Raw genomic sequence first — 25,986 nt, 5'->3', positions numbered from 1 at the left:
GGCGGTCACCGTCCCGCCCGCCGGGCGCGCGCCTGCCGCCGGCGCGCGGACCGCTCGACCGCCGCGTCGACCGCGTCCTCGGCGGGGAGGTCGGCGCCGGACAGGTACGCGGCCAGCCCGCCGACCGTCGGGTGCGCGAACAGGTCCGACATCGGGATGCGCCGGCCGAGCGTGCCTTCCAGATCCTCGTGCACGAGCGCCATCAGCAAGGAGTGCCCGCCGAGGTCGAAGAAGTTGTCGGCCCGGCCGACGCTCGGCAGGTCCAGCACCGTGCACCACGTGCGTGCGATCACCGCCGCGACGCCGTCGAGCTCGTCGCCGGCACCGGCGGGCGACGGCGGCGGCTGTGCTGGCGGCTGTGCGGGAGGCGCGGGCAGGGCGCGCTCGTCGAGCTTCCCGGTGACGGTCAGCGGCAGCTCCGCGAGCGCCACGACCGCGCGCGGCACCATGTAGTCGGGCAGCAGCTCACCGAGCGCGGCCCGGATCGTGGCCTCGTCGGCGCCTTCGTCCGTGGCGCCGTGCCGGGGTACGACGTAGCCCACCAGCTCGGTCTCGCCCCGGCCGGTGCCCGCGCGCCGCGCCACCACCGCCGCCTGTGCGACGCCCGGCAGGTCCGCCAGGCAGGTCTCGATCTCACCCAGCTCCACCCGGAAGCCGCGGATCTTCACCTGCCGGTCGGCGCGGCCGAGGAACGTCAGCGTGCCGTCTGGGGCACGGCGCGCGAGGTCGCCGGTGCGGTAGGTGCGCTCACCCCGCAGGGTGCCGAAGCGGGCCGCGGACGGCTCGGCGCGGCCGTGGTAGCCGAGCGCGACGTGCTTGCTGCGGGCCAGGATCTCGCCCTCGGTCGCGCTTTCCCGGCCGTCCCGGTCGAGCAGCACCACCTCGATGCCCTCCAGCGGGCGGCCGATCGGCACGACGCCGTCGGCCACCGGCGCGCCGGGCGGCAGGTGGTGCTGGGCGATGAAGCTGACCTCGGTGGCGCCGTAGCCGTTGACGAACACGCAGGCCGCGCCCATGTGGCGCCGGCAGAGCCGCACGTCGCGGGCGGTCACCTCCTCGCCGCCGAGCAGCACGACCCGCACGCGCGGAAGGGCCCGCTCACCGAGGCTCGCCACCAGGTAGCGGTAGACCGTCGGCGTCGAGTGGTAGACGGTCACCCCACGCTCGTCGAGCGCCCCGGCGAGGTGGGCGAGCCCGCGGCCGCGGATGTCGATCGGCGCCGCGGCCGCGCCGGACAGCAGCGCGGAGAACGTGTCGGTCACCGCCATGTCGAAGCCGAACGAGGTGAGCACGCCGGTCCGGTCGGCGGGCGTGATCCCGAAGGTGCGGATGTGGTTGCGGGCGCCGAACACGACGTTGCGGTGGCTCTGCCGCACCCCCTTCGGCGTCCCGGTGGAGCCGGAGGTGTAGAGCAGGTAAGCGGTCGCGTCCGGGTCGGCCGCGGTCGCCATCCCGGCGAGGTCCACAGTGGACGCATCGGCCAGCACGGGGTCGGCGTCGACCGGTGCCGGCCCGGCATCGGTCGCGACGGACCGGGCGAGCGGCCCGTTGTCCGCGTCGGTCAGCAGCGACGTGGCGCCCGAGTCGGTGAGCTGGAAGGCCAGCCTGCGTGCCGGGAACGTCGGGTCGAGCGGCACGTAGGGCCGGCCGGCCTGCAGCGCACCGAGCATCGTGCTGATCATGGTGACGCCGTGCCGGCACAGCAGGGCAACCGGCCCGGTGCTTCCGGTGTCCCGCAGTAGCGCGGCCACGGCGGTGGCGTTCGCGGCGAGCTCGCGGTAGGTCGCCACGCCGTCGTCGGCGAGCACCGCGGGGTTGTCGGGGGCGTTGGCGACCTGTGCGGCGAAGCCCGCGGTGATCGTCTCGCTGAGGGCGGGGCTGCTGGGGGAGCTCTGCTGGGTCGTGGTCATGACGGGCGTGTGTTCATCCTTCAGCGATCGTCGTCAGCCGAGCACCGCCGCCGCGACGTCCGCCACGGACTCGACGGTGGGGGTCGTGCTCAGGTCCGGCGTCTGGTAGTCGGGCGTGGCGTACCAGCCGGAGCCGTGCACCACGATGTCCGCGCCCGGCTCGACGAGCCCGCGGTCGATCGCGTTGAACACGCCGGTCATCGCCATCACCAGCGACCACTCCCGCAGCGTCCGGAAGTCCGCCGGCAGCCCGCGTCCGTGGCCGGCCAGCCGGGCCCGGATGGCCGGGTACCGCTCGAGGCACTCGTGCAGCGACACCACGATCCCGTCGCCGCCGAACCGGCCGATGATGGCGTTCATCGCCGCCGAGGTGACCGGCCGGCGCGTGTAGAAGGTCGGGTCCAGCACCTCGTCCGGGTCGTGGATCGTCGCGGGGAAGCGCGGGTCGGCCTCCTCGGCGTCCTGGTGGTAGAGCCCGGTCGCCGGGTCGCGCCGGTAGCTTGGCAGGTTGTCCCGCTCGAAGCTGCCCCGCCGCAGCGAGAGCACCATGTCCGAGGTGGCCATGTGCTGCACCAGCAGACTCGCCGGCCGGCTCGCGACGCTCGCCTGCCCGCCGTGCTCCAGTACGGCCCGTCCGCGGTGGTACCCGAGCAGGCCGAACGCGCTGGACACGGCGTGCGCGTGCAGGCGCGGCCGGCCGGTCGCGTCGGTGGGGTCCGCGTCCTGCTCGAAGTAGGCCCGCGCGGTGTCCGCGACGAGGTAGTTGGTCAGCTCGAGGGAGAACCAGAGGTTGGTCCCGTGGCGGCGCTTGAGCTGGGCGGCGTGCCGGTCGGCGAACTCGCGGCCGATCCGCTTGACGGCCTCCGGCTCTCCGCCGGTGTAGAGCAGCAGCGGGTTGAGCTCGCGCAGGCGGGCGTCGGCCGACAGGCGGCTGGCGCGCAGCTTGTCCCGGCAGGACCACGGCGCGAGGATCACCACCCGCAGCTGCTCCGGCGTGACGAGGTTCGCGTCGATCGCCCGCAGGACGGCGTCGCGCAGCGCGGTGCCCTTGTTCGCCGACGTCGGCGAGAAGATCGTCACCGGCTCCCCGGTACGCCGGATGTACTCCACCGCCCGGGCCACGATGAGCAGCGAGGGGAACGTCTTCGTCGTGTGCGTGCCGGGGTTTCCGGTGAGGTCCAGCAGGGAGAGCCGGTGGCCGGCGTACTCGCCGAGTGGGCGCCAGCCGGCTGTCGCGGCGGAGTAGAACTCGCGCACCTCCTCGGTCGGCTCGGGCAGCGCGAACCCCGGCGAGAACGCGGCCGGGTCGCCGGTCACGGGGGTGGGGTCCGCCACGCACGCGCCGACCGAACGGGGCATCAGCTCCAGGTAGTCGATCAGCAGGTTGCCGGACGCGGTCGCGGTCGCCTCGATCGTCGCGGTGCCGCCGACCGTGCCTCCCGGGTCTGAGATCATCAGAGTCCCTTCGTCTGCGCTGGGTTGTGCGGTTGCTTGCGTAGCTCGGCGCGCAGCGCCAGCAGCTCCCGGCACACACCGGTCAGCTCGGCCGCGTCGAAGCTCTCGAGCCCGGGTGCCGCCGGTGGCAGAGCGGACACGACGGCGGGCTCGAGGTGGACCTTGCCGTCCTCGACCCGCACGCCGTCACGCTTGGCGGCCCGCTGGTTGAACCCGACGGCCTCGGCTTCGCCGATGTCGGCCGGCAACCGCAGGGACACCCGGCCGGCGGCGACTCGGACCGGATAGCCGCCGGGCAGGCCGTTCGGTCCGGGCACGTGGGTGTCGGCGGTGTCGCCGGTGAGCATGGCGGAGAGGACGAGGGCGGCGGTGAGGCCGGTGAGCCGGTTGAGCAGGGCGCGGTCGGTGGCGCGCTGCGTCGCGAGCAGCGCCGTGATGTCGGGCAGCGGGGTGCCGTCGAGCCAGGCACATGCCTCGTCCGCCGCGTCGTGGGGCGGGTGCAGATGGGCGTGGTGGGCGAGCAGCTGCAGCCTGGTCTGGTCGGGCAGGCCGAGTGCGGCCTGCAGCGAGGCGGCGAGGGTGCCCACGTTGCCGACGCCGCACAGCACGGGGATCTCCAGCCCGGCGAGCACGGGGTTGACGGCGTCCGGGAAGCACGCGTTCACCAGCCACGCGCCGGGGGCGTGCGTCGCGATCAGCCGTTCGGCCCGGGCCGCGATGTCCGCGTGCAACGGCAAGGCCAGGCCGAACCCGGCGCGCGCGAGCAGGTCGGTCCACGCGGACGGTGCGGTGACCCGCTCCCACGGCGACTGATGGGAGGCGCAGACGAAGACACCCGTGGGGCGCGCGCCGGCGAGGACGTCCGCGAGCCGCGCGCCGAAGTCGGCGACGACCGGCTGGAACGTCACGCCGGTGCCGCCGAGGGCCGCCCGGGTGCCGGCCAGGTAGCAGACGGCGTCGGCCTTGCCGCGGCTGCGGCCGACCACGGCGACGTCGACTGGTTCGGGTGAGACTGTGGCGAGAGCGTCGCACGTCGCGTGTGCCAGTGACCCGGTACCGAGGACGACGAGGGACGCTCCGCTCATAAGCGGGTGCTCTCGATCTCGCAGCACCGCATCGACATCTCGGCACCCTCCACCACGGCTGGCGCGCACGGGGCGACTCGGTGGTGTCGTTCACCCTGCGCGGGGTGGGGGGATTGTTACACGCTTAATCCGTTGATTGGAAGTAACGCTACAGCGATTGGGTGAGTTACTTACTCCGAAGAGAATCTCCCTCCGCCGGACGGTCAGTGGCCGAATTGTTCCGGAGATATCGGGCCTTTTCCGACGGAACGGTCTTTGTGGACATCCCGGCTGTCTCTGCTCGCCGGGCTTGCCGATGACGCCCCGCTGCCACGATCACCTGCGTGAAAGTCGATCGGTGCCGCGCGGTAACTCGCACCGGACAAACAATTGGCGCGTCCGCGATCATCAGGCGCGCGCTGCCGATCGGGAGCCGGGCGGGCCGGCCTGGTCAGCGAAGCGCATCGCTTGTCTCCCGGCGTTGGAACCGGTTAGAGTCCGACGTGCTTGGAAATTAACGGGCGATAACTTGTCGGTGTCGCCGCGGTGCGCGGGCCGGTTTTCGTGCGCGTTCGGCGAGCACTCCAAGGGGATGATGACGCTGTCATTAGCGGATCCGCCGGAGCACGCGACCGGGCTCCCCGGAACGTCGTGGCAGGTCTGGCGGGACGCGTTGCCGCGCGCGGCCGGATTCGCCGTGGACCACCACCTCGTCGGCCGCGGCCGGGCCGCTCGCCTCGGGCCGATCCTGTGCATCCTGCCGCGCTCCGCGCGGCGGGCGGGCGGCGACGGCACCGCGACGGCGGTAAGCGAGATGCCGCCGAACCAGGCCTGGCTGGCCGACCCCGATGGCCGTCGGCACATCTCCGAGCCGCCGCGCCAGGTGGAACCGGTGGAGGCCGCACGATGACGGGTGAGGAGTCGGTGGGCGACTTAGCCGAGCCGCCCCGCAGCCGGTGGCGGGCGAGCGCCTCCGGGGTGCGCGCGGTACCCGCGGACTGGATGGTCGCCGCCCGTCCCGGCTGCCCCGCCGGCACCGTGGGTGAGCTGATCGCGGCGCACGCGGCCGTCCGGCCGGATGCGGTCGCGGTGCGGCAGTGGGACACCGAGCTGACCTATGCCGAGTTGGTGGCGACGGCGTGGCGCTTGGCAGGGACGCTGCGCGAGCTCGGCGTCGGCCCCGAGACGCGGGTCGGCGTCTGCGTCGGGCGGCACCCCGGGCTGCTCGTGGCGCTGGTCGGCGTGCTGCTCTCCGGCGGCGCCTACGTTCCGCTCGACCCCGATCTGCCGGCGCTGCGGCTGACCGAGACCGCGCGGGCCGCCGGGGTGGCCCGCGTGGTCGCCGACGACGCAGGCCGGGCCGTGTTCGCCGGCACCGGACTGTCCCTTGTGGACCTACCGGGCGCCGGGCCGGCCCCGGCCGCGTTTCCCTGCCCGGCGATGCCGGCGAACGCGGCCTACGTGATCTACACATCCGGTTCGACCGGGCTGCCCAAGGGCGTCGTGGTCACCCACGCCAACGTGGCCGCCTTCATGACCGGCATCCGCGAGCGCGGCCGGATCGAGCGCGGCTGCCGGGCCCTGGCGATCACCTCGATCGCCTTCGACGTCTCGGTGCTGGAGTTGCTGGTGGCGCTGATGGTCGGCGCGTCGGTGCAGCTCGCGGCCGAGTCCGACCGGGCGGACCCGGACCGGTTGCGCCGCTTCATGGTCTCCCACGACGTCACCTGGGCCGAGGTGGCCCCGGCACTGCTGCCCCTGCTCGACCCGGCCGACCTGCCACTGGTGCGCTCGGTCGTCACCGGGGCCGAGGCGCCCGGCCCGGAGCAGGTGGCCCGCTGGACCGCGGACGGCCGGCGGCTGATGAACGGCTACGGCCCGACCGAGACGACGGTCGCGGTGGCCGGGTTCGTCGCGTCCGGCGAGTGGCACCGGCCGATCCCGATCGGCCGCCCGATGCTCAACCACCGCCTGTACGTCGTGGACGAGCGGCTGCGCCTGGTGCCGCCGGAGGTGCCGGGGGAGCTGCTGGTCGGCGGTCCCGGGGTGAGCCGCGGCTACCTCGACGCGCCCGGCCTGACCGCGGAGCTGTTCGTCCCCGACCCCTTCGGCGACGAGCCCGGCGAGCGGCTCTACCGCACCGGCGACCTGGTCAGCTGGGGTGCCGACGGCCAGCTGCGCTTCCACGGCCGGACCGACCGTCAGGTCAAGGTCCGGGGCCAGCGGGTGGAGCTGGCCGAGGTGGAGGCCGCGTTGCGCACCCACCCCGGGGTGGCGCACGCGGTGGTGGCCGCGGTGTCCGACGCCGTGTCCGACGCGGTGTCCGATGCCGCGCTCGGCCGGGCCGGGGTGAGCCTCGCGGCGTTCGTCACCCCGGCCGGCGCTCCGGACGACGAGGAGCTGCGTGCCCACCTCGCCGCCCGGCTGCCGGCGGTGATGGTGCCCACCCGGTTCCGCAGGCTGGCCGAGCTGCCGCTGACCACGTCGGACAAGGTGGACGTGGCCGCGCTGGTTTCCGGCCTCACCGACGAAGCGCTCGCCGAGGTCGCCGACGTGCCGGGGGTGCCGCGCGAGCTCGTTGCGGTCTGGTCCGGCGTGGTCGGCGCGCCGGCCGGCTCGGCCGAGGACGACTTCTTCGCCGCCGGCGGGCACTCCCTCGCGGCCATGCGGCTGGTCGCCGCGCTGCGCTCGGAGCTGCGCCGCGACGTCGCCGTCGAGGACGTGTTCGCCGCGCGCACCCTCGGCGGGCTCGCGAAGCGGGTCGCGGCCGCCGCCGAGTTGTCCGATGTGGACGACACGGACCTGCCGACCGGCAACCCGCCCTCGCTGTCCGCCGCCCAGCGCCGGCTGTGGTTTCTCGACCAGCTCGCGCCGGACGCCGCCGCGTACAACATCGCGCTGGCGCAACGCCTGCGCGGCCCGCTGGACCCCGACGCGCTGCGCCGGGCGCTGATCGAGGTGGTGGCCAGGCACGACGTGCTGCGCTGGCGGGTGCCGGACGACGGTGGCCACCCGTACGCGGTCCTCGACAAGGAGAGCACCGCGGTGCCGCTGCCGGTCGAGGACCTGACCGCGCTGTCCACTTCGGACCGCGAGCACGCGGTGCGGGATCGGCTGCACGCCGAGGCGGCCATCAGGTTCGATCTTGCCGAGGGCGGGCTGCTGCGAGCCCGGTTGCTGCGGCTCGGCGAGGACGAGCACGTCCTGGCGATCACCGCGCACCACGCCGTCTTCGACGGCTGGTCCGAGCGGATCCTCTACCAGGAGCTCGGCGCCGCCTACGCGGGGAGGACCCGGCCGCCGCTGCCCGCGGCGTTCGCCGACTACGTCGTCTGGCGCGAGAAGCGGGCCGGCCGGCGCGGCAAGGAGGACCTGGCGTGGTGGACGGAGCACCTGGCCGGCGCGCCGACCGTGCTCGACCTGCCGCGCGACCACCCGCGCCCGGCCGAGCAGAGCTACGCCGGCGCGTTCGCCGCCACCGACCTGCGCCCGGCTACCGACGCGGGGATCCGGTCGCTCGCCGTCGAGCTGGGTGCGACGCCGTCCACCGTGGTGCTCGCGGCGTTCGCGGAGCTGCTCCGCCGGGTGTCCGGCCAGAACGACGTGGTGGTCGGCTCGCCGGTCGCGGACCGCCGGCACACCGCGTTCGCCGACCTGATCGGCTTCTTCGTCGACATCGTCCCGCTGCGCCTCGGCGGCGCCGGCGAGTGCACGTTCGCCGAACTGGTCACCGGCTGCCGGGACGAGCTGTTCGACGCGCTCGCCCATCCGGACGCGCCGCTGGAGCGGGTCGTGGACGCGCTCGCCCTGCCCCGCGACCCGTCCCGGGGGGCGCTGGTCCAGGTTGTGTTCAACGTCTACAACTTCGCCCAGGCCCCGCTGGAGCTGCCGGGCATCCGGGTCGAGCAGCTGCCGCCCGGGGTGCCCGGCTCGCCGTTCGACCTGACCACCTACCTGGTCGAGCGCGCCGGGAGGATGCGTTTCGAGCTGGTCTACAACACGGACCTCTACACGGCGCAACGGATCGAGACGCTGCTGGCCGCGTTGGTGCACCTGGTCGACGCCGCGGTGGCCGGGCCGCACCGCCCGATCGGCGCGCTCGAGGTCCCCCATCTCGACGTGCTGCGGTCCGGGCTCGTTCGGGAGCCGGCGGCCCACGTCGAGCCGGCCGCGGACATCCCGGGGACGCGGCGAGGGGACGGTGGTCGGGAAAAGGAGGTGCCGCCGGCCGCGGCCACCGAGCGGGCCGTCGCCGCCGCCTGGTGCGCGGTGCTGCGCCGGGACTCGGTCGGCGTCACCCAGAACTTCTTCGACCTCGGTGGCACGTCGCTGGACCTGGTGTCCCTGGCGAAGCTGCTGCCCGGAGACCCGAGGGTGGTGGACCTGTTCCTCTACCCGACGGTGCGCACGCTGGCCGCGTTCGTCGACGGGACCACCGACCGCGACGGCCTCGACGGGGACATCGATGGGGGAGCAGCGGACTCGCCCGTAACCAGTGGAGGGAGCTGACATGGCTGGCGAGCAGGCCTTCCAGGTCGTCGTGAACGACGAGGACCAGTACTCGGTCTGGCCGGCCGAGCAGGAGCCGCCCGCGGGCTGGCGGCCGGCCGGGTTCACCGGCGGCCGGGACGACTGCCTCGCCCACGTCGACCAGGTGTGGACCGACATGCGCCCGAAGAGCCTGCGGATCGCCATGGAGTCGGCCGGCTCGGCGGGGGCCGGATCGCGGTGAACGAGGTCCTGAGCTACCGGGCGTCGCACGCCCAGCAGCAGATGTGGTTCGTCGAGCAGTTGGTGCCCGGCGAGCCGGTGCACAACATCAGCCTCGAGCGCCGCCACGCCGGCCTGCTCGACCCGGCGGCACTGCGTGCGGCGGTGGCCGACCTGGTGGGCAGGCACGAGTCACTGCGCACCCGGTTCGAGGTGCGGGACAACACCTTGTGGCAGGTCGTGCAGGCCCCGCCGGACCAGCCGCCGGTGGAGTTCTGCGAGCTGAGCGGCGCGGCCGACCCGGAGGCGGCCTACCGCGACCTGTGCGCGCGGGTCGGCACGCGGGTGTTCGACCTCGGCCGGGCACCGCTGCTGCGGATGGTGCACGCCCGACTCGGCCCGGCCACGGACGCGCTGGTCGTGGTGCTGCACCACGCCATCGCGGACGCCACCTCCGCGGGGATCCTCATCCGCGACCTGACCACCGCCTACGAGCGGCGGCTCGCCGGTCGCGCGCCGGACTGGCCGGAGCTGCCGGTGCAGTACGCCGATTTCACCGCTTGGCAGGAGGACCGGGCCGCCGGCCCGGCCGTGCGGCAGGACCTGGACTACTGGCGCGGGCAGCTCGCCGAGCTGTCCACATTGGACCTCGCATACGGCAAGCCCCGGCCGGGGCGGCTGACCCAGCGGGGCCGCCGGCTGAGCTTCGCGATCGAGGCCGGTGTCGTGTCCGCGCTGGACGAGTTCGTCCGGGCCGAACGGGCCACCGCCTTCATGGGTCTGCTGGCGGCGTACGCGGCCACCCTCGGCAGGGTGTTCGGCGGCGAGGACGTCGCCGTAGCGAGCACGGTCCTCGGGCGGCCGCTGCCGGTGCTGGGAGATGTCATCGGCATGTTCGTCGACCAGGTCGTGCTGCGGCTCGACCTGTCCGGCGGGCCGACGTTCCGGGAGCTGGTGCGGGCGGCGCGGCGGGTGGTCGGCGAGGCCCACGACCACGGCTCGGCCACCTTCGACCAGATCGTCGCGGCGGTGGCGCCGGAACGGGTGGCCGGCATGACCCCGCTGGCCCAGGCGGCGATCAACCTGCAGCCGCCGGTGCGGCCGCGGCCCTCCGCGGGTGGGATGCCGAGGACGACGGGCTCCTCGCAGATCGACACCGGGACGGTCACCCACGACTTGCTGCTGGACCTGGTACCCGACCCGGCGCCCTACGCCGGCACCGTGCGGTACCGCCCCGACGTGGTCGACGACGCCGCGGCCGAGCTGGTGTGCGAGATGTTCCCGCGGCTGCTGCGGGCCGCGCTCGCCGAGCCGGATCGTCCGATGTGGACATTCCAGGGGCTGTGGCCCGACGAGGACGCCGGGCCGGTGGCCACCCCGGACGGCCTCCTGCTGCACGAGCTGATCGAGCAGCAGGTCGCCGGTACCCCGCACGCGCCCGCGGTCGTGTGGGCGGGCGGGTCCCTGGATTTCGCCGACCTGGCCGCCGCGGCGAATCGGGTCGCGCACGCCCTGCGGGCCCGGGGCGCCCACCCGGAGGAGCCGGTGCTGGTGGCGCTGCCCCGGTCGGCCGAGCTGGCGGTGGCCTTCCTCGGCGTGCTCAAGGCGGGCGGCGTGTGCGTCCCGGTCGACCCGGCGACGCCGGCGGCACAGCTGGCCGCCCTCGCCGGCCGGTGTGGAGCCGGCCTGGCGCTGACCCTGCCGGACGCCAGGGTCGCGCTGCCCGGCTCGGTCGAGGCGGTGCCGGTTGCCATCGCCGCCGCGCCGGACCCCGGCCCGCTCTCCGTGCCGGTGCGGCCGGACAACGGTGCGTACGTGATGTTCGGCTCGGGACCGGCCGGCGTCCTGGTCACCCATCGCAACGCGGTGTCGGCCGTGGGCGGTCTGCTCACCGTGCTGCCGGCCGGTTCGAGTCACCTGCCCACGGGGTCGTCGCCGACCGCGCTGCTCTGCGCACTGGCGGGCGGCGGCGCCCTGCACGTGGCCGACGACGCGCCGCCGGCCGACTTCCTGCACACCACCCCGGCACACCTGACGGCGTTGTTGGCCGGGGGCGATCCGGCGGCGGTGCGGCCCCGCCGAGCCGTCGTCCTCGGTGAGCCCGCCGACCCCGCACTGCGGGCGCGGTTGGACGGTGCGGGCTGGGACGTGGTCGTGCTGTACGGGCCTGCCGAGACCGGCACCGTCGCGGCGGGCCCGCTCGACCTGGCCACGCCGCTGCCCGGGGTCCGCGCGGACGTCCTGGACCGGTGGGGGCAGCCGGTGCCGCCGGGCTGCCGCGGCGAGTTGTACGTCGGCGGCCCCCAGGTGGCGCGCGGCTGTCCCGGCGCTCCCGGCGCGACGGCTGCCGCCTTCGTGCCCGACCCGGGTTCGCCCGGCGCGCGCCGGTTCCGGACCGGCGACCTGGTGCGCCGCCTGCCGGACGGTCGCCTGGAGTTCTGCGGGCGCACGGACCGGCAGGACGTGACCCCGGTGCCCGAACCCGCGGGTCCGCCGGAACGGGAGGGTCCGCGGGAGCCGGAGACGCCGGTCGAGGAGGCGCTGCTGGACGGCTGGCGGTGGCTGCTGCCGAAGCGGGAGTTCGGCGTCACCGACGACTTCTTCGACATCGGCGGCGACTCGATCCTGGCTATCCACGCCGTCGCCGAGGCCCGCCGGCACGGGCTGACGCTGACCGTGCGGCAGATCCTCGACCTGCGCACCGTCCGCGCGCTCGCCCGCGCGCTGGACGTGCGGGATCCGGTCCGCCGGCCGGCGCCCTTGGGGATCACCGGCCCGACGGTCCTCCGCCTCCCGGCCCCGGTGGCCGAGGCACCCGCGATCCCCGGCGTCACCGTCGCCGGCCGCCGGCTCACCGCCGATCCGTCCCAGGTGGACGACTGGTCCCTCGGCCGGATCGTGCGCCAGCTGCGCCCGGCCGGGCCGGCCGCCCCGGCTGCGTCCGCCGCAGACGGCGTGCCGGGCCTGCTCGTGCCGCCGGAGACGGTGGCCGCGCTGGACGGTCCGGCCCACGAGGCGTACGCCACCACGACCACCGACCTCGTCGTGGCCGCGACCCTCGCCGCGACCGGTGAGCCGGCCGTCGCGGTCGCCGACACCCGGCGCGAGGAGCCGGCCGCGACCGGCGGCCATGCCGTGCCCGGCCTGGCGCGGGTCGGCACGGTGGCCGGCGAGGTCGACCTGATCCGCGCGGTCAAGGCCGCCCTGCGCACACCGGAGGAGGACGACCCGGCCGTGCCCGGCGTGCGGGTGCTGCTCCCGCCGGCCGACATCCCGGTGACCGCGGTGGGCGATGCCGGAACGCGGCTGCTGGTGACCCTGGCCGGCGCCCGGCTGATCGTCACCGGCGAGGGCGGGGACGGGCTGGCCGAGCGAGTTCGCGACCAGCTGGTCCGGCTCGTCGAGCACTGCGTCGCGGCCGAGCCGGCGTACTCGGCGGCCGACTTCCCGGACGCGGGCCTGGACGACGCCGCGATGGCCGGCCTGCTCGCAAGCCTCGACGGCGTGGGCTCGGCGGTCGACGCAGCGGTCGACTCGGCGGTCGACTCGGCGGTTGACGCGGAGGCCGCGCCGTGACCAGCGCCGTGACGAGTTGGGTGGCCGACCCGGATCTCCGGCCGGACCTGGCGGTGGACCGCACGGCGGAACTCGTCGCCAGGGAGGTCCGCGCGCTGCTGGCCGGCCCGCCGGCCAGCCGCGCCCTCGCCGCACTGGCCGAGGCGCGCCGCGGGGGCACCGAGCTCGATCCGCGCCCGCTGTACCGGCTGCTGGGCGAGCACCGGCTGCTCGCGGTGTCTTGGCCGAGGGCTTACGGCGGGCGCGAGCTGCCCGCCCGGTGCGCCGCCGCGGTGGTCGGCGAGCTGATCGCGGGCGGCGTGCCCGAGGTGCTGCACACCCTGTCGGTGCAGATCTGCGGCAACTTCCTGCTGACCGCGGGGTCCGACGAGCAACGGGCCGCGGTGCTGCCGGGGCTGGCGTCGGGCCGGCGGACCGCGACGGTTCTCTACTCCGAGCCCGGCGTCGGCTCCGACCTGTCCGCCCTGGAGACCACGGCGGCGCCGACCGGGAACGGCGGCTGGCGGATCACCGGTCGCAAGGTGTACAGCGTGGGGACCGCGCTGGCCGATGTCGGTCTGGTCGCGGCCCGGACCAGCGTCGAGCCGACCCCGTACCGGGGCATCACGCTGTTCCTCGTGCCGCTGAACCGTGCCGGCGTCGGCACCGGTCGGCTGGACTCGCTGGCCGATGAGGACTTCGCCGACGTGCGGCTCGACGGCGTCGAGGTACCGGCGAGCGCGGTGATCGGCCCGGTGGGCGGAGCCTGGCCGCTGATCACCGAGGCGCTGGCGCTGGAGCGCACCGGCGTCGACTACGTCGCGAAGGCCGAGCGGTGGCTGGGGGTCGTGCCCCCCGCGCCCGGCGACGAGCGGGCGGCGAGCGAGTACGGCCGGCTGCGCACGCACACGGCGGCCGCCCGCGCGCTCGCCGTGCGCTGCGTCGACCAGCTCGACACCGGCCGGGTCGACGCGGTCGGCGCCGCGGCGACCAAGCTGTGGTGCTCGGAGACCGCCCGCTCGGTCGCCTGGTGGTGCGCCGAGACGGTCGGGCCGGCCGGCCTGTGGCGGTCCGGCGGTGACAACGGTGACGCGGACGGTGCTGACAACGGTGCGGGCGCCGCGCCCGACGGCGGGCTGCTGGAGGCCGCCTACCGCGAGGCACCCGGCCTCACCCTGTCTGCCGGCACCTCGGAGATGATGCTGGAGCTGGTGGCCTCCGCCGGGCTGCCACTGCCCGACACCGATGAGCCGCTGGCCGGCGAGCTGCGCGCGGCGTGCCGGGCCGTCTCGTCCGCCTACGACGAGCGCGACCCGGCCGGCGCGTGCTGGCCGGAGCTCGCCCGGATCGGGGTGTTCGGGCTGACGGTCCCGGCCGCCCGGGGCGGGCTGGACCTGGGCCTGCGCGCGGCGGTGATCTGCTGCGCCGAGCTGGGCCGGGGCCTGCACGACGACGGGCTGCTGGACACCCTCACCGCGATCGACGCCCTGGCCCGGGCCGGCCGCGAGCTGCCCGCGCCGGACGGCCGGTGGCGGGCGGCGTTGGCGGACCTCCGGCTGCCCGACCGCCCGGTTGCCGACCCGCACACGGCGGACGCCGTGGTCGCGGTGCTGGACGGCCCCGCCCTGGCGCTCGTCTCCGCCACCGACGTGGCGATCCGGCGGCACCGCACGTCCACCGGTCCGGTGTGGACCGTCCACGGCCCGGCGCCGGCCGGACCGGTGCTGGTGGACGGCACCGCGGCCGCCGAGGTGCTAGCCGCCGGACGGGTGCGCCGGGCCGCCTGGCTGCTCGGTCTCGCCGCCGGCTGCCTCGAGCACGCCTGCCACCGGGCCCGCACCCGCGAGCAGTTCGGTCGGCCGCTGATCGCCAACCAGGAGATCGCGTTCCGCCTCGCCCGGCTGTCCGTGCGGCTGGCCGCGCTCACCGCCCTGGTCACCGAGATCGCCGGGCGGTTCGACGACGGCATCCACGGCGGCATCCACGGTGGCATCGACGGTGGCGCTCCCGCCCCGTGGCTCGCCGCCGGGGCACTCGCCGAGGCGGGCACGCTGGCGCTGGACGTCAGCCGGGAGGCCGTCCACCTGCACGGCGCGTTCGGCATGACCGACGGATCGCCCGTGCGCCGGCACTACCTGGTCGCGCCGCGGGCGGTCGCGGCCGACGCCGCCCCCGCCGCGCTGCGCGCCGAGGCGGGGGTGGACTGACCGTGGCCGAGAGAACCGGCAAGACCGCCACCCGCCGGCGCCCGTTCTCCGCACCGGTATGGCGCAACCGCGACTTCGTGCGGCTGTGGTCCGGCCAGGCATTCTCCCAGTTCGGCAACCACGTGAGCACGGTCGTGGTGCCGCTGCTCGCGATCGAGACGCTGCACGCCGGCGTCGGCGATCTGGGCCTGCTCGGGTTGCTCAGCAAGCTGCCCGCGCTGCTCTACATCGTGGCCGGGGTCTCGATCGACCGGATGCGCAAGCGCCCGACGCTGATCGTGACGAACCTCGCGCGGGCCGTGCTGCTGCTGATGATCCCCGTCGAGGTGGCGCTCGGGGTGCTCTCGATCGGCCTGCTCGGCGCCACCCTGCTGGTCTCCGCGGTGCTCACCGTCTGGTTCGACACCGCGTACCTGAGCTACCTGCCCGGCCTGGTCGGCCGCGAGCACCTGGTCGAGGCCAACAGCCGGATGGAGTCGGCCAGGGCCAGCGCGCAGCTCACCGGTCCGTCCCTGGGAGGCGTGCTGGTGCAGGCGGTCACCGCGCCGGTGGCGATCATCCTGGACGGGCTCGCCGTGCTCGCCTCCGTGTTCATGCTCGGCCGCATCCGCCACAAGGAGCCCGTACCCGAGCGCAAGCCCGGGCCGACGTCCGGCCAACGCTGGCCGCGCCGGGTGTGGGGCGAGGTGGCCGCCGGGATCCGGTTCCTCGCCCGCCACCCCGTGCTGGGGCCACTGATGCTCGCCATCACCATCAACAACGTGGCGTGGGCCGCCGAGACCACGCTCTACGTGATCTACCTGGTCTCCGTGATGGACCTGCCCGCGTCGCTGGTCGGTCTCACGCTGCTCGGCGCGGGCCCGGGCGCCGTGGTCGGTGCACTGGCCGCCGGGCCGGTGGCCAGGCGGATCGGGCTCGGCGGTGCCATCTGGTCCGGCCTCGCCGGCTTCTGCCTGGCCGCCCTGCTGATCCCGCTGGCCCCGCCGGCCGTCGCGGTGGCGCTGCCGATGCTGATCGCCGCCTCGTTCCTGATGGCGAGCAGCGGCCAGGTGTGCGCGATCAACGTGGAGAGCATGTGCCAGAGCGCCACCCCGGACCACCTGCTGGGCCGGGTGAACGGCGCGTTCCGGTTCCTGTGCGTGGGCCTCGCGCCACTCGGCGCGCTCGGGGGTGGGCTGCTGGGCGTCGCGATCGGGCCCCGCGCGGCGCTGTTCGCCGCTGTCGCGGGGTTGGCGATCGCGCCGGCGCTGGTGTGGTGCTCGCCGGTGCGCCGGCTCACCGAACCGCCCCGGCCGGTGGAAGGGACAGCCCGATGACCGTGACCGCCAGGCGCCGGGTGCGCGACATCTACCCGCTGACGGCGATGCAGCAAGGCATGCTGGTGCACGCGCTGCGGGCCGCCGAGGCGCCGGTGTACCAGCAGCAGTTCGTCCTGGCGGTCACCGGTGTGCCGGCCGAGGCCGCGTTGCGGGCGGGCCTGGACGACCTGGTGGCCCGGCACACCGTGCTGCGCACCGGGTTCGTCTGGGAGGGCGTGGACACCCCGGTGCAGGTGGTGTTCGCCGACGCCGCCCCGGGGCTCGCGGTCACCGACGCGCGCGGGTCCGATGTGGACGCGGCGGTGCGGGCGGCGTTGGCCGACCAGTGGGCGACGCCGTTCGACCTGCGCCGGGCGCCGCTGCTGCGGGCGCACGCGCTGCGGGTCGGCGCGGACGAGTGGCGGCTGGTCACCACGATCCACCACCTCGTGCTGGACGGCTGGAGCATGCCAACCGTCCAGGCCGAACTGGCCGAACTGGTCGCGGCCCGGCTGGCCGGGCGGACCGCGACGCTGCCACCGGCCGCACCGTTCCGGGAGTTCGTGACCTGGCTGCGCGACCACGACACCACCGAGGCGGCGGGCGCCCACTTCAAGCGACTGCTCGGCGACCTGCGCCACCCGACCCCGCTCGGCGTCGACCGGGTGAGCAGGGTCAGCGCGGAGCCCGGACCGTCCGGCCGGGTCGAGCTCTTCCTTCGGTGTGACCCGGAACGGCGGCCGGACGTCCTCGCCCGCCGGCGCGGCCTGCTGCCCAGCACGATCGCCCACGCCGCGTGGGGACTTCTGCTGGCCCGGTGCGCGAGCACGCCCGACGCGGTGTTCGGGACCACGGTCTCCGGCCGCCCGGCCGAGCTGCCCGGCGTCACCGAGCGGGTGGGCATGTTCGTCAACACGGTGCCGGTGCGGGTGGCCATAGCCGACACAGACGGCGAGCTCGTCGTCGATCGGTGGCTCGCCGCGCTGCAGGAGCAGCTGATCGCCGGCCGAGCGTTCGAGCACCTCCCGGTCGCGGCCGCGCAGCGGTGCAGCGCCGTGCCGATGGGGGAGCCGCTCTACGAGAGCGTGCTCGGCTTCCAGAACTACTTCGTCGACGAGCCCACGGGCGAGCCCGCCGGCCCGGTGACCGTCCGCGCGCTGCGCCAGCAGGAGCAGACCGGGCTGCCGCTGGTGGTGTCCGTGGCGCTGCCGCGGGGCGCGACATGGGTCCGGGTGGAGTTCGACGAGCGGCGCATCGACCGGTCGGTTGCCGAATGGCTCGCCGATCGCTACGCGCGGCTGCTCGGTGAGCTGGCCGCCGCCGAGGACGGCATGCCGCTGCGCGACATCCCGCTGCTCGCGCCGGCCGAGGCCGCGCCTGTCCGGACGCGCCCGGCGACCGGCCTGCCGGCCTACCCTCCGGCCGGCGCGGCGGCCGGCCAGCTGCGCGCCGCGGGTGTCGGCGCCGGCGACCGCGTCGTACTGTGGCTGCCGGCGTCGGTGGACCTGGTCGCCGCGGCGCTCGGGGCGCTGGCGCTGGGTGCCGATGTCGGGCAGTTGCCCTCGGGCGCGTCGGCGACCGAGCTGGCCGAGCACTGCGGGGGTGCGGCCGCACTCGTGGTGCCCAGCGGCACGGAGCTCACCATCCCGCCGCCGGCCTCGGTCGTCTACTTCGGACAGTCCGAAGTAGACGACCGGCTGCCTGACCTGTCCGGCTGGTGGCGGGGTGCGCCGGTCGGCACCCTTGCCGAAGCGGTGGCCGTGGCGAGCGAGCTGCCGTTCGCGGCCGGCGAGCCGGCGGTGCTCGCGCTCGGGCCGGACGAGCCGGCGCTGCTGCCGGTGGCGCTGGCCGCGCTGAGGGCCGGCGCCCGCCTCGACTTCCGCGATCCGCTGGCACCCGGCCCGCTCGGCGCCGGCGTGGTCGTCGGCTGGGAGGTGCCCGGTGCCTGGCGGGTGCACGGCACCGACGCCACGGGCGGCGCCTACGCCTGCGTACCGCCCGCCGGTACGGATCTCGGCGCCGTGCCGGGTGGCTGGCTGGCCGACTCGGCCGGCCGGCCGGTACCGGACGCCGTGGCGGGCGAGCTCGTCGTCACCGGGGCCGGCGGCGACGTCCGCACCGGTGTGTGGGCCCGCCGCCGGGCCGACGGAACCGTCCAGCGGCTGGGAGAGCGGCCGGGCAGCGAGGACGTCTGGGTGGCCGGTCAGCTCGGCCGCGACGAGGCGGTCGCCGCCGCGGTGGTCATGGGTGAGCGCGCCTGGATCGTCGCGCCGGACGGCCGCCCGGTGGATGTGCCGGCGCTCCTGGGACGGCTGCGCCACCGGGTACCCAGTGCCCTGCTGCCCGGTGACGTCCGCCAGCTGGCGGAGCTTCCGCTGACCGCGGCCGGGCACGTGGACGTGGCCGCCCTCCTCGGGCCGGGGCCGGCCGGCGTGCGCACCGAGCCGCGGCCACTGGCCGCGCGGCTCGCCGCGCTGCCCGAGCGCCGGCGCGGCGAGTTCCTGGCCGGCCTGCGGGCGGCGCAGCGAGCGGCGCCGCCCATCCGGCCCGGCCGCATCCGCGGCCCCGTGCCGCGGTCGGTGCAGCAGGAGTTCTACGACGACACCGCCGCCTCGGCCCTGCGCCCGCTGTCGGAGTCCACAGTAGACGATCCGGACGCGCCCGACGCCGGTACGGCGCTGCGTTACGCGGACTATGCCGGATGGCAGGCCGATCCTCGCCGGACCGGGGAGCGGGACCGGCAGGCGGCGCACTGGAAGACCGTGCTCCGCGGCGCCCCGGCATCGGGCATCCCGGCCGACCGCGTGGCACCGGACGCGCCCGCGCGCGGGCAGATCAGCCTGACCGTGCCGGAAACCGCCACGCCGGAGCAATGGTTCGCCGCCTTGGCACAGGTGCTTGCCCGCTGTGGCCGCGACGACGACGTGGTCCTCGGGGTGGTCACCCGCCCGGTCCTGCCGCCGGAGCTCGACGGCGTGCCCGGGCCGTTCAGCCGGATGCTTCCGGTCCGGGTCGCGGTCGGGGCCGGCGACGGGCCGGCCGCGGTGACCGAGGCCGTGGGCGAGGCGCTCGCCACCGCCCGCTGCGACGCCGACCTGCCGTGGCCGCGGCTGCGCGCGATGCTGGCCGAGGACCCGCTGGTCAGCGTCGCGGTGCACGACCGCCCCGGAGCGCTGGCCGCGCACGCCGCCGCGACCGTGGGGCTGGACATCGGGCCGGACGCAGCGGGCGGCACCGGCATCACCGCCGTGTTCGACGGCCGCGCGATCACCGAGCACACGGTGACCGGCCTGATCCGGCGCGCGGCCCGCGCGGTGTCACTGGCGCGCACCGAGCCGAACCGGCCCATCGACGCCGCCGACCTGGTCACCGGCGCTGAACGGGACGAGCTGCTGCGCGCGGCGGACGGCGGCGCCGTCGCCGACCCGCCGGCCACGGTGCCCGAGCTGGTCGCCCGGCAGGACCTCGACGCGGTGGCGGTGGTGGCGGCCGACGGCGAGCTCACCTACCGGCAGCTGCTCGACCGCGCGGCCGGGCTCGCCGCCGAGCTGCGGGCCCGGGGCGTCGGCGTGGAGCACCGGGTCGCGGTGTGCCTGCCCCGAACCGCCGCGACGGTCTGGGCACCGCTGGGCATCATGCTGGCCGGCGCCGCCTACGTGCCGGTCGACCCGAAGTACCCGCCGGCCCGGATCGAGTACCTGTGCGCGGACGCCGGCGTGTCCACAGTGGTCACCAACGCCGGGCTGGCCGGCCGGTTCCCCGCCGGGATCCCGGTGCTGAACCCGGATCCGCTCCCGGAGCGTCCGTTCGAACCGGTCGCGCCGGGCCGGCCGGACAGTGCCGACCACACCGCCGCCTACGTCATCTACACCTCCGGCAGCACCGGTCGGCCCAAGGGCGTGCTGGTCGAGCACCGCGCCGTGGTGGACTTCTCCCGCCACATCGCGCGGGCCTACCGGATCGGCCCGGACACCCGGCTGCTCGGTTTCGCCGCGCTCACCTTCGACGTGTCCGTGTTCGACCTGTGGTCGGCGCTGTGCTCGGGCGCGACGTTGGTGCTGGCCGGGGACGAGGAACGGCTCTCGGTCGAGGCGCTGCGCCGGCTGCTGGTCGAGCAGCGGGTCACCGTCGCCGAGCTGCCACCCGGCCTGATGCCGCTGCTCGATCCTGCCGAGCTGCCCGACCTGCGGCTGGTGTCCGTCGGCGGGGAGGCGCCCGCGGGCGTGCTCGTCGACGAGTGGGCCACCGGTGGCCGGGAGTTCTGGAACGGCTACGGCCCGGCCGAGGCCACGGTCGCGGTCACCCTGATGCGCTGCCGGCCGCCGTCGGGCGGACGGACACCACCGATCGGCCTGCCGATGCCGAACCATCGCGCCTACGTGCTCGACGAGCGGTTGCGGCCGGTCCCCGCCGGAGTCCCGGGCGAGCTGTGCGTCGCCGGGGCCGGGCTCGCCCGCGGCTATCTTGGCCGGCCCGGCCACACCGCGGACCGGTTCGTGCCGGATCCGTTCGGCGATGAGCCGGGCTCGCGGCTGTACCGCACCGGCGACCTGGCGCGCTGGGCGACTGTTCCGATGCTCGACCCTGCAAGCAGGTCTTCGGTGTCGATGCTCGACCCTGCAAGCAGGTCTTCGGTCGTGCTCGAGTTCCTCGGCCGGGTGGACCGCCAGGTCAAGATCCGCGGGTTCCGGGTGGAGCTGGGCGAGGTCGAGTCGGTGCTGGCCGCCGACGAGCGCATCCGGCAGGTCGCGGTCGAGGTTTGGGAGGGCGGGGACGCCGGCCGGCACCTGACCGCCTACGTGGTGCCGGCCTCGACCGCGCCGACGCTGGCGGAGGTCCGCGAGATCGCCGCGGCCCGGCTGCCGGACTACATGGTCCCGACCCGGCTCGCGGTGCTGGCCGAGCTGCCCAGGACGCCGAGTGGCAAGATCGACCGCCGGGCGCTGCCCGCCCCGCCGGAACCAGCCGCCGCCGCTGACGACGCCGCGTGGACCGACCTGGAGCGGGCCATCGCCACCGACGTGCTCGGCCCGCTGCTGTCCCTGTCCACTGTGGATCGCAGGGCCGACTTCTTCGAGCTGGGCGGCAACTCGCTGCAGGCGACCCAGGTGACGGCGCGGGTGCGGGACCGGCTCGGGGCCGAGATCGCGCTGGCCGACTTCCTCGCCGAGCCGACCGTCGCCAGGCTGGCCACCCTGGTCGAGCAGGAGCGGCACCGGGCCGCCGAGCGCCAGGACCAGGTCTACGACGACCGCCCGGCCCCGCGCATGACGCCGGGAACCGTGCTGCCCCAGTCCTTCCCGCAGCAGGCGCTCTTCCGGACCGAGGAGCGCTACGGGCACGACCCCCGGTACAACGCCCCGTTCGCGCTGCGGATGTGCGGCCGGCTCGACCTCGATGCGCTGCGCCGGGCGTTCGCCCTGGTGGTGCGCCGGCATCCGACGCTGCGGGTGTCACTGCACCGCGACGGCGACGACTACGTCCAGCGCGTGCTTGCCGTGCGCGACATCCCGCTCGAGGTGTCCGATGTGGCCGGTGCGGACCTCGACGAGCGGTTGCGTACGGTGCGCCGGCTGGTCCGCGAGGAGGGCGCCCGCGCCTTCGACCTGGCCACCGGTCCACCGATCCGCGTCCGGGTGCACCGACTCGGCGAGGACGACCACGTGGTGCAGTGGACGGTGCACCACGTGGCCATCGACGGCTGGTCGATCGGCATCCTGCTGCACGAGCTCGGCACCGCCTACCACGCCTACGCCGAGGGAACCGAGCCCGACCTCGAACCGCTCGATGGCGACTACGCGGAGTTCGTCCAGTGGCACCGCGACTACGTGGCCGGCTCGCGCTACGCCGAGGATCTCACCGACTGGCGGGACCGGCTGCGCGGGCTCGGCGGGATCGGGCTGCCGACCCCCGTCGAGCGGCGGGGCCACGCCTTCCGTCCCGGCTACCTCAACCTGACGATCGGGCCGGACCTGGCCGCGGCGGTGGCGGAACTGGGCAGGCGCAACGGCACGTCGCTGTACATGACCGGGCTCGCCGCGTATGCGACCGTGCTCGCGGCCCACTCCGGTGCCGGCGAGATCGCGGTTGTCACGCCGAACTCGTTGCGGGTTCGGTCGCACTGGGAGCGGCTGATCGGCTGGTTCGTCAACCGGGTCGTGGTCCGGGTGCCGGTTGCCGGCTCGGCCACCTTCGGCGACCTGCTGCGGGTCACCCGCGAGGCCACCACCGCCGCGTTCGGCCGCCAAGCCGTGCCGTTCGAGTCGCTGCGCGCCGAGCTCGAGCTGCCGGACGCGGCGCTGGCCGCCTGCTTCTCCGTGCAGAACGCGCCGGTGGCCGGCCGCGCGTTCCGGTCGAGCGAGTTCACGATGGAGCTGGTCGGTGAGGACATCGGAATCGAGTTCAGCCCGATCGGCCCGGTGTATGCGCCGCACGGGTTGCGTTACGAGAGCTCGGTCGTGCTGGTGCCCCAGCAGGACGGCACCGTGGTCGGCGGTTGGGAGTTCGACGCCGAGCTGTTCGACGAGCGGACCGCGCTGCGGTGGCGCGCCGGCCTGATCGCGGTGCTCGCCCGGGCGGCGGCCGCGCCCGACACCCCCGTCCGCGAGCTGTGTCGGCTCGCGGCGGCGAGCTGAGGTCAGAGTTCCCGATTAGACAAGGAGTGCACGATGACCCAGATGGACGTGAAGATCGAGGCTGGGACGACCGACCTCGCCGGCCTGGTCCGGTCCTACGCCGCCGACCCGTCGGGCGACGCGCTGCGTGAGCTCGGCCGGCGTGCCGACGAGGTGAGCGTCGGCGCGTTCGGCGACGGCGACCCGGCCGCCGAGCTGGAGGCGCAGCGCTTCCTGTACGAGGTGTACGCACACCGGATCCTGCCGCCCTGGTCGCCGCACTGGCGCAACTACACCCACCCGGCCATTGTGGACGCCCACCGCCGGGTCGGCGACGCGTGGCTCTCCCGCGACCGTGCCGGGTACGGCGCGGGCCTCGAGATACCGACCACGCCCGAGGCGTTCGGCCGGTGGGCGACCGAGGTGTGCCAGACGCACGCGTCCGGTGTGACCCACCCGCTGTTCGACTTCCTCGCCGAGCGGGCCACCTTCGCGCAGCTGCGGGACTTTCTCGGCCAGGAGACGCCGTTCGACATCCATTTCGGCGACCTGGTGGCGCTGCTGCTGCCGGGCATCCACGGCGGTCAGAAGATCGAGCTGGCCGGCAACTTCTGGGACGAGATGGGCAACGGGCAGCTGGCCGGAACGCACCGCCAACTGCGCCTCGACATGATGGAGCGCGTGGGCATCCCCGCCGAGGACTATCTGTCCAATGTGGATGGATACTGGCTGGAGGAGCTGCGGATGGCCAACATGTACTTCCAGACCTCGTCGGACCGAAGCCTTGCCCCGCAGTCGATCGGCATGCTGCAGGCGACCGAGCTCGTGGTTCCCGGACGGCTGGAGCGTCAGATCGAGGGCTGGCGGCGGGTCGGCCTGACCGAGGGCGACATGCACTACCTCCTGGAGCATGTCACCGTCGACGTGGAGCACGCCGAAGGCTGGCTCAACCACGTCATCGCCCCGCTCGCCGCCACGCGCCCCGACCTGCTCCCCGAGGTGGCCATCGGCATCCTGCGCCGCCTCGACTGCGCCCTCGCCGTCTGCGACCGCGCCATGCACGACATCGCGTGACCGACGCGATGGCGGCCAGGACGCTCTACGAGTGGTTCGCCCGGTCCGCCGAGCTGCACCCGGATGCGCCCGCGCTCGACGTCACCGGCGACGTGTTGACCTACCGCGACCTTCGCCGCTGTGCCGAGGCGGTGGCCACCACGATCCTCGCGACCCGTGGCTCGGCGCCGGACCGGGTGGCTCTGCTGGCCGGCCGCGGCGTGGTGGCGCTCGCCGGCTACCTGGCCGCATTGCGGCTCGGGGCCACCGTCGTCCCGCTCAACCCGACGCACCCGGTGTACCGCAACGAGATCATCTGCGGTTCGATCGCATGTGACGTGCTGATCGTGGACGATCACGCCGCCGAGCCGGGTGGCCTCGCCGACGCGGCAGGCACGGTCGTCCGGCTCGATGACGCGGAGGTGCTGGCCGCCCGGCCCGGGCCGCTTCCCGCGCTGTCCGCCACCCTCGCCGATGTGGCGTACGTGCTGTTCACCTCCGGGTCCACCGGCAGGCCGAAGGGCGTGCCGATCACCCACGGCCACGTGTCGCCCTACGTGGCGCGCAACATCGCGCGGTTCGAGGTCGGGCCGGGGTGCCGGGTCTCGCACACGTTCGACCTCACCTTCGACCCGTCGGTGTTCGACCTCTTCGTCACCTGGGGCTGCGGGGCCACTCTGGTCTCACCGAGCCGGACCGACCTGCTGAACCCGGTTGACTTCCTGGTGGACCGGGCCATCACGCACTGGTTCTCGGTGCCGTCCGTGGTGTCGGTCAGCGCGAGCCTGGGCAACCTCCCCACCGGTCGCCCGACGGTGCTCCGGCAGAGCATCTTCATCGGCGAGCAGCTCACCTACGGCCACGTCGCGGCGTGGCGGGCCGTCGCACCGAACACCCGCATCGACAACGTGTACGGCCCCACCGAGCTGACCGTCGCGTGCACGGAGTACCGCCTCCCGGAGGACCCGCGGCATTGGCCCGCGACGTCCAACGACACCGTCCCCATCGGCCCGGTCTACGACTACCTCGACCATGTGGTCGTCGATGATTGCGGGGCGCCGGCCGCGGAGGGGGAGCTGTGCGTGCGCGGGGTACAGCGGTTCGCCGGATACCTGGACCCGCGGGACAACCGGGGCCGGTTCCTGGTCCGGGACGGCGACCGGTACGTGCCGTGCGACGACGTCGCACCGCGACCGGAGTCCTTCTACCGCACGGGTGACCGGGTGCGCTGGGAGAACGGGCACCTGGTCCACCTCTCCCGGCTCGACGACCAGCTCAAGATCTGGGGCTACCGGGTGGAGCTGGGCGAGGTGGAGGCCGCCATCGCCCGTCACCCGGAGGTGACCCAGGCGGTGGTGATCGCGGTACCCCACGGCGACGGCCCGGAGCTGGTGGGCTTCTACACCGGCACGGCCCTGCCCGACCGCCAACTCGCCGGGTGGCTGCGGGACTACCTGCCCATCCACATGGTGCCCCGGCGACTCCACCACCGCGACTCGCTGCCGCTCAACGTCAACGGCAAGGTCGACCGCCAGGCGTTGCGGGAGTGCGTGACCGGCCAGCGGGTGGGCAGACCAGGACGGTGAGGCCCGCCGGGACGGTAAGAGTTCCTATCCGCGTAGTTCCACAGAGGTCCTGCGGCCGGCGGCGCGGCTCTTCACGTCGTAGCGCGCCGCGCAGCCGCGCGAGCTCCCGGCCTTTGAGCGGCAGTTCGCCGGCGTGCTGAGCCAGGTCGCGGGCGTCGGGGTCGATGCCGGCCGGCGCGCGCAGAGCGGATCATGGTCACGGCGGCGGCGGCGGGGACGATGCCGGGGTTACCGGTCGTCGTTGCGATGGTCGTCGAGTAACTGCTCGGTCTGCTCGCGCGGTGTGTCCGCGGTGTGGACGTCGGTCGGCCGGGTCTGGGTGTCGGGCATGTTGTTGCCCGGTCGACAGCTGGCAGGGGACCCGGAGATGCCGGAGACGCGTGTCAGTCTGTCGTCCAGGGCCGGAGTTTCTCGGGGTTGAGTACTGCCCAGATGTGCTTGATCCGGTCGCCTGCGACGTCGAACGCCATCACCACCACGGTGACGCCGTCTTGCTGAGCCACCAGACCGGGCTGAGCGTTGACCGTGCGTTCC

At 74.9% G+C, this 25,986-nt stretch carries 12 protein-coding genes and 1 pseudogene; 9 read left to right on the top strand and 4 right to left on the bottom strand.

The genetic code is table 11. From position 1 onward, the window contains the following. Positions 1-5: 5 nt before the first annotated feature. The 3 genes from GEV28_RS15240 to GEV28_RS15230 are packed head-to-tail and all read right to left on the bottom strand — an operon-like array spanning position 6 to position 4,351. Positions 6-1,910 (bottom strand): non-ribosomal peptide synthetase, encoded by a 1,905-nt coding sequence (locus tag GEV28_RS15240; RefSeq protein WP_291412720.1) that lies wholly within the window; start codon positions 1,908-1,910, stop codon positions 6-8. 33 nt (positions 1,911-1,943) lie between these two features. Beyond that, positions 1,944-3,365 (bottom strand): DUF6002 family protein, encoded by a 1,422-nt coding sequence (locus GEV28_RS15235; RefSeq protein WP_291412719.1) that lies wholly within the window; start codon positions 3,363-3,365, stop codon positions 1,944-1,946. Continuing rightward, entirely contained in the window at positions 3,365-4,351 is a 987-nt protein-coding gene (locus tag GEV28_RS15230; RefSeq protein WP_291412718.1) for a hypothetical protein, read from the bottom strand. Before GEV28_RS15230 ends, GEV28_RS15235 begins: the two co-directional genes overlap by 1 nt. A 673-nt stretch (positions 4,352-5,024) precedes the next feature. Between GEV28_RS15230 and GEV28_RS15225 the strand changes: the two genes are divergently transcribed. Genes GEV28_RS15225 through GEV28_RS15185 form a run of 9 tightly spaced genes read left to right on the top strand, consistent with a single transcriptional unit; the run spans position 5,025 to position 25,452 of the window. Beyond that, positions 5,025-5,339 carry a hypothetical protein gene (locus GEV28_RS15225; RefSeq protein ID WP_291412717.1) on the top strand — a complete coding sequence of 105 codons (315 nt, stop codon included), beginning with the start codon at positions 5,025-5,027 and terminating at the stop codon, positions 5,337-5,339. Then, positions 5,336-8,938: an amino acid adenylation domain-containing protein gene (locus GEV28_RS15220; protein WP_291412716.1), complete on the top strand. Its 3,603-nt coding sequence runs from the start codon at positions 5,336-5,338 to the stop codon at positions 8,936-8,938. Before GEV28_RS15225 ends, GEV28_RS15220 begins: the two co-directional genes overlap by 4 nt. A gap of 1 nt (position 8,939) precedes the next feature. After that, the gene (locus GEV28_RS15215; protein WP_291412715.1) at positions 8,940-9,161 is read left to right on the top strand and encodes an MbtH family NRPS accessory protein; all 222 of its coding nucleotides are present in this window, start codon (positions 8,940-8,942) and stop codon (positions 9,159-9,161) included. Beyond that, the gene (locus GEV28_RS15210; RefSeq protein ID WP_291412714.1) at positions 9,158-12,715 is read left to right on the top strand and encodes a condensation domain-containing protein; all 3,558 of its coding nucleotides are present in this window, start codon (positions 9,158-9,160) and stop codon (positions 12,713-12,715) included. Before GEV28_RS15215 ends, GEV28_RS15210 begins: the two co-directional genes overlap by 4 nt. Next, positions 12,712-14,901 (top strand): acyl-CoA dehydrogenase family protein, encoded by a 2,190-nt coding sequence (locus GEV28_RS15205; protein ID WP_291412713.1) that lies wholly within the window; start codon positions 12,712-12,714, stop codon positions 14,899-14,901. The genes GEV28_RS15210 and GEV28_RS15205 overlap by 4 nt, the downstream gene beginning before the upstream one ends. 2 nt (positions 14,902-14,903) lie before the next feature. Next, positions 14,904-16,217, top strand: a complete 1,314-nt coding sequence (locus GEV28_RS15200; RefSeq protein WP_291412712.1) for an MFS transporter — start codon at positions 14,904-14,906, stop codon at positions 16,215-16,217. Further along, positions 16,214-22,834 (top strand): non-ribosomal peptide synthetase, encoded by a 6,621-nt coding sequence (locus GEV28_RS15195; protein WP_291412711.1) that lies wholly within the window; start codon positions 16,214-16,216, stop codon positions 22,832-22,834. The genes GEV28_RS15200 and GEV28_RS15195 overlap by 4 nt, the downstream gene beginning before the upstream one ends. A 33-nt stretch (positions 22,835-22,867) precedes the next feature. Beyond that, complete coding sequence (locus GEV28_RS15190) at positions 22,868-23,887, top strand: iron-containing redox enzyme family protein (protein WP_291412710.1); 1,020 nt, start codon at positions 22,868-22,870, stop codon at positions 23,885-23,887. Beyond that, on the top strand, positions 23,884-25,452 hold the full coding sequence (locus tag GEV28_RS15185) for an AMP-binding protein (RefSeq protein ID WP_367115105.1): 1,569 nt from the start codon (positions 23,884-23,886) through the stop codon (positions 25,450-25,452). The genes GEV28_RS15190 and GEV28_RS15185 overlap by 4 nt, the downstream gene beginning before the upstream one ends. Before the next feature lie 383 nt (positions 25,453-25,835). On the opposite strand, the pseudogene GEV28_RS15180 reads toward GEV28_RS15185, so the two are convergent. Continuing rightward, positions 25,836-25,986: pseudogene (locus GEV28_RS15180) on the bottom strand (RNA polymerase subunit sigma-24); the annotation flags it as partial.

Origin of the sequence: Actinophytocola sp., from assembly GCF_009379765.1 — a bacterium.
In the GTDB taxonomy this organism is placed as follows: Bacteria; Actinomycetota; Actinomycetes; order Mycobacteriales; family Pseudonocardiaceae; genus Actinophytocola.
This window is presented reverse-complemented; position numbering and strand designations above follow the sequence as displayed.